The sequence below is a fragment of the Marinifilum sp. RC60d5 genome, assembly GCF_052400665.1.
Lineage (GTDB): Bacteria > Bacteroidota > Bacteroidia > Bacteroidales > Marinifilaceae > JBQTGK01.
The window spans coordinates 249,784-265,857 of sequence record NZ_JBQTGK010000001.1; the positions used below are offsets into that span (position 1 = coordinate 249,784).

Consider the following 16,074-nt stretch of genomic DNA (forward strand, 5'->3'; position numbering starts at 1 on the left):
TAAGTTCTATTGCGCTATTTTTTTTGTAATTTCGCATGCAATTTAAACCTAAATTTATTGCAAAATGTTATTTGTATCTGGTAAAATTATTTCTAAAGGTTTAATTTCTGATGAAATTCTTCAAGTTCCTGCTTATAATAATGGAATAGAGAAGAATATAAATTCAAAAACAAAATTCTCAGATTTAGTCTCTCTTAATACATCTATTTTACCTAATCATATTTAAACATATAAAAAAAGAAAACGGTAAAACTCCTCGTACAAAACAGAACTAATTTATTAAGCATATTGCTTACACACAAAAACACTAATTAATGAGAAAAGGCCTTTTATATCTGTTCTTTCTTTTATGTTGCTCAAACTCTACTTTTGGGCAAACAAGTCAGGCAGACACCCTTTTCACAATTAATGATACCCCTTATTCGGCAGATACCTTTATAAATCTTTATCACAACAATAAGCTTCGTGGCAAAAACAAGCAAGCTCTTTCCGTAAAAGATGCGCTGCAATTATATATCAACTTTAAAATAAAAGTACAAGCAGCATTAAATAATAAAATAGATACAATTCCTGAAGTAAGTAAAGAAATTGAAAACTACAGGAACATTGCTTACAATTCCTATCTATACCCAACTAATGTAAGCGAACAATTATTGCAAGAAACATTTGAACGCATAAAATATTTTGTAAAAGCCAGACATATTTTAGTTAAAATAGATGGTCATGCAACTCCAAATGACACTCTTAAAGCATATCACAAAGCTCTGAACATCTACAAAAGCTTAAGAAAAGGCAAACGCTTTTCTAAACTTGCCGATCAATATTCCGATGATCTTTCGGTTAAGAAAAATAATGGGAAAACTGGTTATTTCACTGTTTTTGAAATGGATTATCCATTCGAAACAGCCACATATAAAACTGCAACAGGAAAATTCTCGAAACCTGTACGCAGCAAATATGGATATCATATAATTCAAAACTTAGATAAAGTTAAAAATCCTGGAAAAGTTAAGGTTTTGCACCTTATGCTAGAATTTAAATCTTACACCAGCGAAAAACAAGCTAAAGAAAAAGCAGATTCATTGTATTTACTTTTACAAAAAGGCGCCGATTTCAAAACATTGGTTGCAAAATATTCCGACGATACAAACTCTAAAAAATACGGTGGTGAACTACCATGGTTCGGGCTATATGAAACCCATCAGAAAATTGAAAAAGCTGCATTTAATCTTCAAAGAAAAAATGAAATTAGCCTACCTGTTAAAACAGAATTTGGCTATCATTTGCTTCAGCTTATTGATAAAAAAGAGTATACTAATTTTAACGATTGTAAAAAGGAACTAACAGAACAACTTTACAAAGAAGATCGATCGAAAATATCTCATCAACAACTTTTACACAAACTTAAACAACAATATAATTTCAAAGAAAACATAAACTTACTCTCGAACTTCTATTCTATTCTCGATTATGCCTATGCCGAATTACAGGAACCTTTATTTTACATTAATGATATTTCTTATTCTCAGGAAGCATTCGCTGATTTCTTAAGCCAACAAGCATCAAAAGATATTTATGAAAATTTTAAAGAATACATCAACAGATTGTACCTTAGTTTTTCAAACAATAGTATCTTAGCCTACCATAAAAATAAATTAGAAAAAAAGTATCCTGAGTTAAGATCTTTATTACAAGAATATAAGGACGGCGTGTTGGTATATTTTATCACCAAATACACAATATGGGATAAACCCATGAAAAACGAACAAGATTTAAGGCAATATTATCAACAAAATCGAATAAAATACGGCGTAAATACTAATTTTGAAAAATCAAAAAATCAGATTCTTTCAGATTTTAAAAAAGAACTGGAACAAAATTGGCTGAATGAATTAAAAGAGAAGTACTCGATTTCGATTAATGAGTCAACATTTAATAAAATCGCAAAAAACAAAAATGAATAAATACTTACTACTAATATTGTGTGCTTTATTTACCCTGGCATGTAATACAAATAAAAACAATGACAAGCCTGCTGCAAAAGTCAACAGTAAAATTCTTTACTCAAGTGAAGTTGCTGAGGTAGTACCCAACAATAGTACTAAAGAAGACAGCACTTTAATAGCAGATAATTTTATTCATCAATGGATAAAAAAACAGTTAATAATATCTAAAGCTGAATTAAACTTAAGCGATAAAGATAAAGATGTTAGCCGAATGGTGGAAGATTACCGCTCATCCTTAATTATTCACAAATACAAGCAACAATTAATTGAACAAAAATTAGATACCATAGTTACCCAAGCTCAAATCGATAACTACTATCGTAAATTTACGGGAAACTTTATTCTTAACCGCAACATTATAAAGGCCTTATTCATAAAGATACCTAAACCAGTACCCGATTTTAAAAGAATTCAGAAACTTTATAAATCGGAAAAAGAAGAAGATTTAGATGAATTGGAAGACTACTGTTTTCAGAATGCGACAAAATTTGATAATTTTAGCGGGCAATGGATAAATGCAAAGGAGTTTTTAAATCGAATTCCTACTAATTTTAAAGATGAAGACAAGCTTTTAAAAAGAGTGAAACATATTGAATCTGAAGATTCTACTCATTATTATTTTGCAAAAATAAAAGCAGTTGAATTTAAAAACAATATAGCCCCATTGCCATTTGTTAGAGACGACATTAAAAAAATATTAATAAATAGAAGAAAAATAGAGTTTATTAAAAATCTCGAAGAAAACATTTATCGGGATGCAGAATCAAAAAACAAATTTAAAATTTATTAAACCATAAAATATGCGTAACATTTTTAGAAAAGTTTACACGGTTTTAGCTTTGGTACTAGTAGGTATTATTACTACCAATGCTCAAGATAACGTTGTAGATAAAATCATTGCCGTAGTTGGTAATCAAGTTGTGCTTAAGTCTGATGTAGAACAACGTTTTATAAGCTTAAAAGCTCAGGGTTACACTTCTGGTGGCGTTGATTTAAAAACAGAAATTTTCGAAGACCTGCTTATCCAAAAATTAATGATCGCACAGGCACAAGTTGATAGTGTTGAAGTAACAGAACAAGAAGTTGAGGATGACCTAAGCCGTAAAATGGAAATGTACGTTCAAAAAATTGGCTCCAAAGAAAAATTGGAACAATATTTTAACAAAACAATTCTTGAGATGAAGAATGATCTTCGTGACGATACCCGAAACGAAAGGATCAAAGAAAAAATGCAGGCCGAAATCACAAAAGATATACACATAACACCTGCTGAAGTTCGTGAATTCTATAACAAACTGAATAAAGATAGTCTTCCTACAATTCCCGGCGAATTGGAAGTTCAGCAAATTGTAAAATACCCAAAAATTTCGGATAACGAAAAAGATCGAATCCGTGAAAAACTAAGAGGTTATCGCGAAAGAGTTCTTAATGGAGATAGCTTTTCTACTTTAGCAGTTCTTTATTCTGAAGATCCAGGTAGTGCTCGTCAGGGTGGTGAATTAGGATACACCCCAAGAGCCAATTTAGTACCCGAATTTGCTAATGTTGCCTTCAATTTAAAAACCGATAAAGTATCTAAAATTGTTGAAACAGAATATGGTTTTCATATCATTCAACTAATAGATCGAAAAGGAGAAAGAATTAATGTTCGTCATATTTTATTAAAACCAAAAATTGAGGATGCAAAAAGAAAGGCAGCTACATCGAGACTAGATAGTATTGCCGATTTAATTCGAAAAGAAAAACTACAATTTGACGAAGCTGCATTTTATTTTTCTGACGATAAGGACACACGTAACAATGGTGGTTTAATAGTAAATCCATATACTGCAGCTTCTAAATTTCAAAAAGACAATTTGCCTCCTGCGATTGCTCAGCAAGTAAATCATCTTAAAATTAATGAAATTTCGGCTCCTTTTCTCGATGTTTCAGGCGGAAAAGATTCTTATAAAATAATTAAGATTAAATCGGAGACCAAAGCTCATACCGCTAACCTATCGGATGACTGGAGTCAGTTTGAGAATATGTTATCGCAGAAAAAACAACAAAGCGTTCTCGATAAATGGATTAAAGAGAAGCAAATCAACACCTATGTTCACATCGACGATTCCTATAAAAATGCGAATTTTCGTTTCAAGGGTTGGCAAAAATAAACGAATGATAATTTAACATTCAGACACAGCCCAATGCTGTGTCTGATTTTTTTACAGGGAATTACTAAATTGAAATCCTTATGAATTTTAAAACTGAAGTAGAAGCTGCTAATTCGTTATATGAAGATTATCAAAAATTAATGTCGGAAGTCGGTAAAAAAATATACGGACAAGATGATATTATTAAAAAGGTTCTTATTTCAATATTCAGCAATGGTCATTGTTTACTTGTTGGCGTTCCTGGTTTGGCCAAAACCCTTCTTGTTAATACCATTGCTCAGGTTTTAGATTTAAATTATCAGAGAATTCAATTTACACCCGATTTAATGCCTTCGGATATTATTGGAACCGAAATATTAAACAATGAACGGAAATTTAACTTTATTAAAGGTCCATTGTTTGCCAATATTATTTTAGCCGATGAAATAAATCGTACTCCCCCTAAAACCCAATCGGCATTACTGGAAGCAATGCAGGAAAAAACAGTTACTGTAAGTGGAAAAAACTATCAGATAGAAAAACCATTCTTCGTTTTGGCAACCCAAAATCCAATCGAACAAGAAGGTACCTATCCCTTACCCGAGGCACAGTTAGACCGTTTCATGTTTAGTATTTATTTAGACTACCCAAAACCCGAAGACGAATTAACGATTGTTGAAAACACAACTTCTGGCAAAGAAATTGCTTTGAGTAAGATAATTTCGAGTGAGAAGATCTCTTATTATCAAAAATTAATACAAAAAGTTCCAATAAATAAAAACGTATTGGAATATGCCGTAAATTTGTCGGCCAAAACAAGACCAAATACCGAGTATTCTCATCCAATGGCTAACGAATACATTAATTGGGGAGCTGGACCAAGAGCATCTCAATATTTGGTAATTGGAGCCAAAGCTCATGCTTTATTATCAGGAAAATATTCTCCTGATATTGAAGATGTAAAAGAAGTGGCTGTTTCGATATTAAGACACAGAATCATGAAAAATTACAAGGCAGAAGCCAAAGGAATAAGTATTGAAGACATCATTAAAGAATTATTAAAGTAAAAGCGAATGCTTAGCCTAGCAAAACAACACATAGTATTTTTCATCCTAAGCGGATTGATCGGTTTATTCAGTTTCTCAGCTAATGCTCAAAAAACTGCCAAAGTTGAAATTCAAAATTCTGATGAACTGGTATCACACCGAAACACAAATCCTCCGGTAAATATATTTTGGGGTAATGTTTATATTACACATGACAATATAAAAATGTATTGCGATAGTGTGAACCAATACGATACAGAAAATAGAATTGAAGCTTTTGGTAAGGTTCATATTATTAATGCGGATACGGTTCATATTTATGGCGATTGCCTAAAATACAACGGCAATACAAAACTTGCCGAAATGAGAAATAATGTAAAATTGAAAAATAAATCGGTTACCATTACTACCGAGTTTTTAGATTTTGATATGAACCAAAGTGTTGGCTACTATTTTAATAATGGTAAAATTGTTGATACCTCTAACACGCTTACAAGTAAAATTGGAAAATATTTTACCCGACAAGACTTATTATTTTTTAAAGATAGTGTAGAAGTTCACAGCAACGACTATATATTATACTCCGACACTTTAGAGTATAACACCATTAGTAAAACTGCATTTATTCTTGGCCCAACAAGCATAAAAAGCGAAAAAGAAACTCTATACTCCGAAGATGGCTGGTACAACACCCAAACGGGTATTTCTCAATTTTTTAAAAATACAAGTCTAAAAAGTAAAGCCTATCAAATAAAAGGCGATAGCATTTATCTCGATAAAAATAACGAATCGGCAAAAGTATTTAACAATGTAGAGTTACAAGATACAGTAAACAACATGATATTGAAAGGTCATTTTTTAGAAACTTTTAAAAGTAGCGAAGAAGCCTTAATGACCGATTCGGCAGTGTTTATTCAGGTTGCCGAAAAAGATTCTCTGTTTTTACATGCCGACACACTTACCATATCGAAAGATACTGCAGATTTTAAGTTAATTAAAGCATTTCACCATGTTAAATTCTACAGACCCGATTTACAAGGAAAATGCGATTCCTTGGCCTATAGCATGCAGGATTCTACCATTCGCTTATTTAAAGATCCAATTCTTTGGGCACAAGGCAATCAAATGGTAGCCGACACAATTGGTATTCAAACTAAAAACAAAAAAATTAGGTACCTTCACTTTCGTGGATCATCTTACCTTACAGCCAAAGAAGATAGTGTTTTTTATAATCAGATTAAGGGAAAAAACATGCTTGGACATGTTAGGGATAACAAAATATATAAGTTGGATATCGATGGAAATGGAGAAACTCTTTACTACCCCAAAGATAAGGGAATACTACTAGGTATGAACCTGGCAAAGAGTAGCAACATTACGATTTTGATTAAAGAAAACAAAATCGATCAAATTATTTTCATCAAGAAACCAGATGGAAATATGTATCCTTTATTCGAAGTAGAAAAAGAAATGTTGTTTCTGAAAAATTTTAGATGGTATGAAGGAACTCAACCAAAATCTAAAAATGATATTTTTATTTGGAAAGAGATTCCACCACAAACATCGCAAACAATTTTACAAGATTAAAACCAACTGATTTAAATAAACAAGTCGCATAAAAACATAAAAATGGGGTTTTAAAATAAAACCCCATTTTTTATTTTTAATATTCATCTTCGTTGAATAAAAAATCTCCTTTGCTAGGATAATCAGGCCAAATATCTTCAATACTTTCGAAAACCTCCCCTTCTTCTTCAATCTCCTGCAAATTCTCGATCACCTCTAAGGGCGCACCCGAGCGAATTGCAAAATCGATCAACTCATCTTTGCTAGCCGGCCATGGCGCATCTTCAAGTTTTGTAGCTAATTCTAGTGTCCAGTACATAAGTTCAAAATATTTTTTAGGTTCCTTTATTCTGCGAATTTAATTTTTTTTTCCGAATTTACAAGTCGGGCTCCCATTTAATTTCAGCAGCTCCAACATCCAGTAAAACCTTGCGAGACAAGACAAATAAGTAATCCGACAGACGATTTAAATACTTTAACAACAAAGGATTTATGTCAATCTCTTCCGATAATTGGTTTGCTCGGCGCTCGGCTCTTCTACAAACGGTTCTGGCAATATGACAAAAACCATTAAGTTGACTACCTCCAGGCAATACAAAATTATTTAGTACAGGTAAGTCTTCATCCATTCTGTCCATTTCCGATTCCAGCAACAAGATATCTTCTTCATTAAGATTAAGTTTACTTTTTAAATCAGACTTACTATCATCTGTCGCAAGTCTTGAACCAATTAAAAACAATTTATTCTGAATACTATTTAATACTTCTATTGTTTTTTCTTCAATTTTGTGCGACCTAATTATTCCTATGTAAGAATTTAACTCATCAACAGTGCCATAAGCCTCAAGGCGTAAATGATATTTTGGTACTCTTGTTCCTCCAATTAAACCGGTAGTGCCTTTATCTCCAGTCTTTGTGTATACTTTAAATTTATCCATTGTTTAAATACTTTTTGCAAATTACTTCATCTATAACAAAGATAAAATTTAATGTCAACTAGCAATAAATTAAAACCTGTATTTTCGTTTGTAATTTTGTTTCTGCATGCCCTTCCTGCTAATTAAAACTCCAACATGAAACAAATCCAAACTAATCCTAAACATTTGTTTTTCTTTTAATTGCAACCAAACCTTCTCCATACTTTCGGTTTTATACATATTAAGAACAATCAAAAAACAGCTTTCTGTTAAAATATTCTTATAATTTTCCAATAAATATTCCAGGTCTTTTGCCGAGCAGGTATCAGAAACCACAACAAAATCAGATTTTTCTTTTGCGACTGAAAATCGATTTATCGAACCCTTTAAAACATTATTTATTTTTAAAGAATTCCAAACTATTTCATCAGCAATATTTTCGAGCTGAGAATAAGTTTCTACTTTCTTAATTTTGTTTCTAGAATCAACCATAGCCATATACGCAGCAGTATATGCAATATCTCTGCCAATATACATTGGAAATTTTGCCTTACTAAAATTTAAAAGTCTAAAAATCAACCGATCCACAGATTCTCCTGAGCTAAGCCTTTTTAGTTCTTGCTGTAAAGTACTTTTAATTGTAGAATCTGTATCTTGTTTTTTAACTAATGCTTTCATCAATTTTATTGCTGCTTTTCGCTGATTTTTTAATTTTGCAAAAGCATAATAATGCAATTTCGCCTCTATAACATTTGTTACCAGATAAAAAGTATAGGGAGAATGAATCCCAAAACCTTTTCTTCGATAGGCTTTTAAACGATGCATTCTCTTTTTTAATTGATATTGAATACGACTCATATTAGTGTATAGGTATATTTGGCGAATTTAATTGTAAATTTGAACTTCATCAAATCACAAGACACAAACAGCTTCTATGATTTCATGTAAATATCCAGAATAAGTACGATCAACAATGTCAGAATTAGCAGGACTCGATATAAAATTTTTAGCTGGTGTTGGCCCAAAAAAAGCCACCATTTTAAACCAGGAACTTTCAATATATAGTTACGAAGATTTACTTTACTATTTTCCCTACAAGTATATCGACAGAACCAAATTTTATCAGGTCAACGAAATACATTCCAAACTACCATACATTCAGGTAAAAGGTCAGATTACCAATATTGAAGTAATTGGAGAAAAGCGCCAACAACGTTTGGTTGCCTACTTTACCGATGGAAATGGTATAATGGAATTGGTATGGTTTAAAGGAATCAAATACATTAAAAATAACTTAAAGCCAAACACAGAGTACATTGTATTTGGCAAACCTTCGGAGTTCAACCGAAAGGTAAATGTTGTGCATCCCGAACTAGAAGAGGCTGAAAATAAAAAAGGGAAAATAAATGCTTCACTGCAGGCTTTTTATTTAACATCTGAAAAGATGAAAAATAGTTTCCTGAATTCGAAAGCCATTCAAAAATTACAGGAAAATGCATTAAGATCGGTAAATGGAAAAATACCTGAAACTTTACCTGCTCCACTAATAAAAAAATTAGGATTAATAAATCTTCACGAGGCACTTTTACACATTCATTTTCCTAAAAATGCCGAAACACTAAAAAAAGCACAATACAGACTTAAGTTTGAAGAGTTGTTTTACATACAACTTAACATTCTAAAAATGAAAATGAAGCGAAAAGTGCTTTACAAAGGGCATTTATTTGCTAGCATAGGCGATTATTTTAACCAGTTCTATAAAAATAATTTACCTTTTGAACTTACCAATGCTCAGAAAAGAGTTGTTAAAGAAATAAGGAAAGATGTAGGTTCAGGAAGACAAATGAACAGATTACTACAAGGAGATGTGGGAAGTGGAAAAACAATGGTAGGATTAATGTGTATGCTTATGGCTTTAGACAACGGCTGTCAGGCTTGTATGATGGCCCCTACCGAAATTCTTGCCAATCAGCATTTAGAAAGTATAAGTGAATTTCTAGAAGGCATGAATGTGAATGTGGCTCTACTAACCGGTTCGACTAAAGTTAAAGACAGGCGAAAAATTCATGAAGATTTAAAAAGCGGAGAACTACAAATATTAATTGGTACACATGCACTTCTCGAAGACGTTGTTCAATTTAAGAATCTGGGGCTGGTAATTATCGATGAACAACACCGCTTTGGAGTTGCTCAACGCGCACGCTTATGGAAAAAAAATAATGTTCCTCCTCACGTTCTGGTTATGACAGCAACACCCATTCCAAGAACTCTGGCAATGACTCTTTATGGCGATTTAGAAGTTTCTGTAATTGATGAGTTACCTCCTGGAAGAAAACCCATACAAACGGTCCACTATTTTGAAAAACGCCGCAAGCAAGTTTACGATTTCATGAAAAAACAAATCGATCTGGGGCGACAAATCTATATGGTTTATCCGATGATTAAAGAATCGGAAAAAATGGACTTCAAAAACCTTGAAGAAGGTTACGAGAGCGTATCCCAATTTTTTCCTCCAGAAAAATATGGCATAAGCATGGTTCATGGAAAAATGAAAGCTGCCGAAAAAGAAGCCGAAATGCAAAAATTTGCACAGGGAGAAACAAAAATAATGGTTGCCACCACAGTTATCGAAGTAGGTGTTAATGTTCCCAATGCATCAGTAATGGTAATAGAAAGTACCGAACGATTCGGATTATCGCAATTGCATCAGCTACGAGGTCGCGTTGGCCGTGGAGCCGAACAATCTTATTGCATATTAATGTCGTCATACAAAATCTCGAATGAATCGCGAAAAAGAATCGAAACCATGGTTCGAACCAACGATGGCTTCGAAATTGCCGAAGTAGACATGAAACTTCGCGGCCCCGGAGATATTGAAGGAACCCAGCAAAGTGGTATTTCCTACGATCTTAAAATTGCTCATCTGGGAAAAGACGGACAACTTTTACAGTATGCGCGAGACATAGCTCAGGAAATTCTTGACGATGACCCTTTACTGGAAAAAGAATCTAATTTTACCCTAGCCAAACAAGTAAAAAGATTGAGTAAAACGAAAATTAACTGGAGTGTTATCAGTTAAGTTTGATTTTTCTCCCAAGCAAATGCATACATAATAAATTAGGTCTTATTTAAATTTTAAGCATATCTTTACACTTTAAACAGGGATAATACATCCCTAAATTTGGTATAAACAAATAACTTATAAGATATTATGAAACGAACACTACTACTAACTTTATTGTGTTTATTCCTTTATAAAGGACCTATTTATGCACAAGAAGATAATGTATTTTACAACTTCGACAACTCCTTCGAAAATCTAAGCGCTCCCGATTCAATTAGCTTATTTACGGGAGCCTTTGCTTTTGCCCGAATTGGTGGAGAAAATTATGCTGGTGCCCGTTTTCAACCAGAGCTAAACCTTGGAAAAGTAGGAGTTGGTTTTGATATTCCTGTTTATTTTAATTTGGAAACAGGAAAATTTTATAGCGACGAACTTAAAAGTGGATCTGGTGTGCTTCGTTTAATTAGCTATGTTCGTTATGGTCGTAAAAAGCAAGATCCTGTTTATCTAAAAATGGGACAACTAAGAGGTGAAAGTATTGGATATGGAAGCTTGCTGAATAACTACAATAACACAGTCAGCTTCGAAAAACGTAAAGTAGGCTTAAGCTACGATATCAGAATTAAGAAAGTAATTGGTATTGAAGGTTTGTATAGCGATTTTAATACCGAATCATTCAACCTTTTTGCCATTCGTCCTTACGTTCGTCCATTTGGAAGCAGCGATATTCCTGTTATTAAAACACTCGATTTTGGTTTTACTTATATTACCGACAAAGATCACACCGATCGTTTTGGTGATAATACGGGCAAAAACGAGTTTCTTTCTGATGGTGTTAATGCCTACGGCTTTGATATGGGAATAACACTTATCAACTCTAGTTTTATTAATCTTACCGGATATGCTCATTTAAGCAAATTGGCCAAAATAAAATCTGATTCCCTTGCATTATTTCACCAGGCAGTTCCTCCAACTCAAGGCTATGGAGAAGGAAAAGGAATGGGACTGGGATTAAATGCCAATATGAATGTAGTAGGCAATTTTTTCCGTTTAAACTCCCGAATTGAAAGACTTTGGTATACCGATAATTATTTACCTCAATTTTTCGATGCTCATTACGAAATTAATAAGGATGCAAAAATACTGGCTTTAGGAAATGCAAAAAACAAACAAGGTATATATGGCTCATTAACCGCTTCGCTAATGGATAAAATATTGGTTGGTGGTAATTTACTATTACCCGATAATGTAAGTGAAGAAACTCCGGCAAGTATGCAATTAAACCTTCGTACTAAAGATTTATTCGATAAAATTATTATTGAAGGATACTATACAAAAGGAAATTTAGTTGGTTTTAGTGATGCTTTTGAATTTGATGAAAATTCTCTGGCTTTAATGCGTTTTGCCTATAAAATAAGTCCAATTGTAGCTACAGGTATCGATTACCGATGGACCTGGAGTAAACAAGAGTCCGGAGAATACAAAGCTGATAATTCGGTTATGCCTTATATCGCATTAAGATTCGAATTTTAAATATTACACCATAAAAATCAAAGAGGGAAATACGATTGTATTTCCCTCTTTGATTTTTCATCACTTAATTAATTAGTCTACAAAAAAATGAGCTGCGCCTTTCTCCCCATTATTTATTGTAGTAAAAAAGTTCTCGAACATACTTTCTTCATGTGTTACTGAATCAATATAGTTAGCAGTAATCTTAACCTCACCAGACTCTTTAATTTTTATTTTCACATAATTATACACAAAACCTTTCCCTCTCGGATTAGCTATCAGCTTGGAAGTTGATGAAACCACGAAAGCTTCTTTATTACGAATCGAACCTTTTGCAAAATACTCCCATGTATCTATTTTCATTCCTCCAATGGCATCAACACTCTCCTCTTCTATTTCATTATCGCTAATTAATTGGCAATCTTTATAATAAAATACAGCATGTACTGTATTACCTTGCTTTAAAGCATCCATAACAGCCTCAAAAGATTCTAATTTTTGAGATTTTGCCATTAATAAAGTTGGCAGCAACAATAAACTTAGTAACAGAATTTTCTTCATAATTTCTAATCGTTAAAATAAATAGCTTAGTAAAATTCTTAATTCGATATTTTCATGACATAAATAAGTTAAACCTATATTACACAAGCAAAAGCCTCATAATACAAATAATGGATATGAAGTTAAATAAATTTCAGTCAGGAAAAATTAACTACTCAATAAAAATTACTTCATCAAAATTCAACTTATTTATTTAAAAAGAGTCTAAATTACTTCGATTGCGAAAACAAGAGAAATTAGCGAATTTTTTCTAGAATTGCCCAAACTATCTGTAACAAATACAGATAGAACAAAATTGTAATCTCTAGTTTGCAAAAGTAAGGAAGTCGCTCTATTTAAACACACTATAAATAGACTTTTGCCAGAATATAATGTGCCCTAAAGTATTATTTTTGTTGCGTTGTGTTAAATAATATCACACCTGAAACATTTGAAAATCTGACATTTAAACACAATCTAACACAAAAAAGGGGGTAAAAAATGAGTAATCCCAAAAAAATTGATCACGAGGGAACTATTCTTGAAATAAAGGATAGTAAGATTAAGGTAGGAATTATAAATGTATCGGCTTGTGCTGGTTGCCATGCAAAAGGAGCTTGCTCTATGGCTGATATGAAGGAAAAATCGATTGATGTTGTTGATTACACTAAAAGATTTACTGTTGGAGAAAAAGTAAAATTAAGCTATCAGGAATCATTGGGTTGGTTGGCAATGTTTTTAGCTTATGTATTACCATTTATTCTAATACTAATCACACTTTTTATAACTACTGCAATTACCAATAACGAATTAATAAGTGGAATTATAGCTGTAGCAGCTTTGATTCCTTATTATATTATATTGTCCTTTTTTAAAGACAACTTAAAGAAAACATTTTCATTTACTATCGAAAAAATCGTAAATATTTAATACTATGAGCATTATAGCTATCACTATTCTGGCTTTGTGTGCGATTGGCGTTACTGCTGCAGTTATACTGTATTTTGTAGCCCAAAAATTCAAAGTGTACGAAGATCCTCGAATCGACGAGGTAGAAGAAGCATTACCTGCCGCAAATTGCGGTGGATGTGGTTATCCCGGATGTAGAGGTTTTGCCGAAGCACTGGTTAAAGCCGATGACATTTCTAAAATGAACTGCCCAGTTGGTGGAGCAGCAGTTATGTCAAAAGTAGGGGCCATTTTAGGTCACGAAATTAAAGCATCAGAACCTACTGTTGCAGTTGTTCGTTGTAACGGAACCTGCGAAAACCGTCCTAAAACGAACCAGTATGATGGAGCAAGCTCTTGTTCTATTGCGGCTTCACTTTATAGTGGAGAAACTGGTTGCCAGTACGGATGTTTAGGATTAGGTGAATGCGTTGAAGCTTGTAATTTCGACGCCATGTATATGGACGAAAAAACAGGACTTCCAGTAGTAATTGAAGACAATTGTGTTTCGTGTGGTGCTTGTGTTAAGGCTTGCCCTAATAACATTATCGAGCTTCGTAAAAAAGGACCTAAGAGTCGCAGAATTTTCGTGTCTTGTGTAAACCAGGATAAAGGTGGTGTTGCAAAAAAAGCATGTTCTACTGCTTGTATTGGTTGTGGTAAATGTGCGAAAGAGTGTCCTTTCGATGCAATTACTATTGAAAACAACCTGGCTTACATCGACTACAACAAATGTAAATTGTGTAGAAAATGTGTTGCTGTTTGTCCTACTCATGCAATTCACGAGTTGAATTTTCCACCACGTAAGGAAAAGCCAGCAGACAAACCTACTGCCAAAACAGTAAAACCTGTTGCCGCTCCTAAAGCAAAAACAGAAGAGGCTCCAAAAGTAAAAGCAGAGCCAAAAGCTAAAGACGAAACTACTGATAACAAATAAATAGGAGGATAATCAGTGTTAAAAACATTTTCTATAGGAGGTATTCACCCAGCTGAAAACAAATTATCAGCGAATAGCGCAATCCAGGTATTGCCAATACCCCAAATGGTAAGCATTCCAATATCTCAACACATTGGAGCACCAGCAACTCCAATTGTTAAGAAAAACGATGAAGTAAAAGTAGGTCAGTTAATTGCCAAATCATCAGGCTTTGTATCTGCAAACATACACTCTTCGGTATCCGGTAAAGTTTTCAAAATTGACGATGTGATGGATGCCAGTGGTTTTCGCCGTAAAGCAATCATTATAAAAGTTGAAGGCGATGAATGGATGGAAGACATCGACCAAAGTGAAAACTTGGTTAAAGAAATCAGCGCAAGTAAGGAAGAAATAGTGAAAAAAATTGCCGAAGCCGGTATTGTAGGTTTAGGTGGTGCTACCTTCCCAGCACACGTTAAACTATCGGTTCCTCCGGGAAAAACTGCCGAAGTTCTAATTATTAATGCTGTTGAGTGCGAACCATACCTAACCTCCGACCACCGTGTAATGTTGGAAAAAGGAGACGAAGTAATGGTTGGAACTCAGATACTAATGAAATCATTAGATGTAAACAGAGCCATTATTGGTATTGAAAACAACAAACCTGATGCAATTGCCCATCTAACAAAATTAGCAGCTAATTATAAAGGAATAGAAGTTTGCCCATTAAAAACACAATACCCTCAGGGTGGTGAAAAGCAATTAATTGCAGCAACCATTAAACGAGAAATTCCTTCGGGAGCTCTTCCTATCGAAGTTGGTGCCGTAGTTCAAAATGTTGGATCGGCACTTGCCGTTTACGAAGCTGTTCAAAAAAACAAACCTCTTTTCGAACGCGTTGCTACCATAACAGGTAAATCTTTAAAAAATCCATCAAACTACAAATTTAGAATTGGAACTCCTGTTAATGATTTAATTAACGCAGCGGGTGGTTTACCTGAAGACACAGCTAAAATTATTGGCGGTGGACCAATGATGGGAAAAGCCCTAACCAGTGTTGAAGTTCCGTTAACGAAAGGAAGCTCGGGTTTATTGCTTTTAGCAAGTGAAGATACTGCTCGTAAGGATATTAAATCGTGTATCCGTTGCGGTAAGTGTGTTTCTGTATGTCCTATGGGATTAGAACCATACTTACTTATGGTTTGTGCAGAGAAAAAAGATTATGAGCGCTTAGAAAAAGATGCAGTTATGGATTGTATCGAATGTGGCTCCTGTAGTTTTACCTGCCCTGCAAACCGTCCTCTTTTGGATTATATCCGATTAGGAAAAGGAAAAGTAGGACAAATTATGAGAGCAAGAAAATAACAATTAGGAATGATGAGTTAGGAATTAGAAAGCATTTTTCCTTAAAAACTCATTCACTCATT

Annotated in this window: 15 protein-coding genes; 11 read left to right on the top strand and 4 right to left on the bottom strand. The window is 33.5% G+C overall.

What is annotated here, in order from left to right; all coding sequences use genetic code 11:
• The first annotated feature begins 64 nt into the window (after positions 1-64).
• The 6 genes from ACT3CE_RS00985 to ACT3CE_RS01010 all read left to right on the top strand — a co-directional run bounded on the left by ACT3CE_RS00985 (position 65) and on the right by ACT3CE_RS01010 (position 6,771).
• A complete protein-coding gene (locus tag ACT3CE_RS00985; RefSeq protein WP_320118569.1) occupies positions 65-226 on the top strand; it encodes a hypothetical protein in 162 nt (53 codons plus the stop codon).
• 88 nt (positions 227-314) lie between these two features.
• On the top strand, positions 315-1,964 hold the full coding sequence (locus tag ACT3CE_RS00990) for a peptidylprolyl isomerase (protein WP_444707900.1): 1,650 nt from the start codon (positions 315-317) through the stop codon (positions 1,962-1,964).
• Entirely contained in the window at positions 1,957-2,796 is an 840-nt protein-coding gene (locus ACT3CE_RS00995; protein WP_444707901.1) for a hypothetical protein, read from the top strand. Before ACT3CE_RS00990 ends, ACT3CE_RS00995 begins: the two co-directional genes overlap by 8 nt.
• Positions 2,797-2,806: 10 nt before the next feature.
• Positions 2,807-4,159, top strand: coding sequence for a peptidylprolyl isomerase (locus ACT3CE_RS01000; protein WP_444707902.1), 1,353 nt, complete (start codon positions 2,807-2,809; stop codon positions 4,157-4,159).
• A gap of 80 nt (positions 4,160-4,239) precedes the next feature.
• Positions 4,240-5,205, top strand: coding sequence for an AAA family ATPase (locus tag ACT3CE_RS01005; RefSeq protein WP_444707903.1), 966 nt, complete (start codon positions 4,240-4,242; stop codon positions 5,203-5,205).
• A gap of 6 nt (positions 5,206-5,211) precedes the next feature.
• Positions 5,212-6,771 carry an OstA-like protein gene (locus ACT3CE_RS01010; RefSeq protein ID WP_444707904.1) on the top strand — a complete coding sequence of 520 codons (1,560 nt, stop codon included), beginning with the start codon at positions 5,212-5,214 and terminating at the stop codon, positions 6,769-6,771.
• A gap of 76 nt (positions 6,772-6,847) precedes the next feature.
• Here the strand turns inward: ACT3CE_RS01010 and ACT3CE_RS01015 are convergent, their stop codons facing one another.
• From ACT3CE_RS01015 to ACT3CE_RS01025, 3 genes are all read right to left on the bottom strand, one after another.
• Positions 6,848-7,069, bottom strand: coding sequence for a DUF2795 domain-containing protein (locus tag ACT3CE_RS01015; protein ID WP_127344445.1), 222 nt, complete (start codon positions 7,067-7,069; stop codon positions 6,848-6,850).
• A gap of 58 nt (positions 7,070-7,127) precedes the next feature.
• Positions 7,128-7,688 (bottom strand): cob(I)yrinic acid a,c-diamide adenosyltransferase, encoded by a 561-nt coding sequence (locus tag ACT3CE_RS01020; protein ID WP_444707905.1) that lies wholly within the window; start codon positions 7,686-7,688, stop codon positions 7,128-7,130.
• A 69-nt stretch (positions 7,689-7,757) separates the two neighbouring features.
• Positions 7,758-8,492, bottom strand: coding sequence for a hypothetical protein (locus tag ACT3CE_RS01025; protein WP_444707906.1), 735 nt, complete (start codon positions 8,490-8,492; stop codon positions 7,758-7,760).
• 148 nt (positions 8,493-8,640) lie between these two features.
• Here ACT3CE_RS01025 and recG point away from each other — a divergent pair, with 148 nt between their 5' ends.
• Together recG and ACT3CE_RS01035 are read left to right on the top strand one after the other, a co-directional pair.
• The gene (gene recG, locus ACT3CE_RS01030) at positions 8,641-10,746 is read left to right on the top strand and encodes an ATP-dependent DNA helicase RecG (RefSeq protein ID WP_444707907.1); all 2,106 of its coding nucleotides are present in this window, start codon (positions 8,641-8,643) and stop codon (positions 10,744-10,746) included.
• A 132-nt stretch (positions 10,747-10,878) separates the two neighbouring features.
• Entirely contained in the window at positions 10,879-12,264 is a 1,386-nt protein-coding gene (locus ACT3CE_RS01035; protein ID WP_444707908.1) for a hypothetical protein, read from the top strand.
• 72 nt (positions 12,265-12,336) lie between these two features.
• Here the strand turns inward: ACT3CE_RS01035 and ACT3CE_RS01040 are convergent, their stop codons facing one another.
• Entirely contained in the window at positions 12,337-12,804 is a 468-nt protein-coding gene (locus ACT3CE_RS01040; RefSeq protein WP_444707909.1) for a hypothetical protein, read from the bottom strand.
• A gap of 480 nt (positions 12,805-13,284) precedes the next feature.
• On the opposite strand from ACT3CE_RS01040, the gene ACT3CE_RS01045 reads away from it, so the two are divergent.
• From ACT3CE_RS01045 to rsxC, 3 genes are read left to right on the top strand one after another with little or no spacing between them, the layout of a single operon-like run.
• Complete coding sequence (locus ACT3CE_RS01045) at positions 13,285-13,713, top strand: SoxR reducing system RseC family protein (RefSeq protein WP_444707910.1); 429 nt, start codon at positions 13,285-13,287, stop codon at positions 13,711-13,713.
• 4 nt (positions 13,714-13,717) lie between these two features.
• Positions 13,718-14,668 (top strand): Fe-S cluster domain-containing protein, encoded by a 951-nt coding sequence (locus tag ACT3CE_RS01050; protein WP_444707911.1) that lies wholly within the window; start codon positions 13,718-13,720, stop codon positions 14,666-14,668.
• Positions 14,669-14,683: 15 nt separating this feature from the next.
• Positions 14,684-16,012, top strand: coding sequence for an electron transport complex subunit RsxC (rsxC, locus tag ACT3CE_RS01055; RefSeq protein WP_444707912.1), 1,329 nt, complete (start codon positions 14,684-14,686; stop codon positions 16,010-16,012).
• The last annotated feature ends 62 nt before the right edge of the window (positions 16,013-16,074 follow it).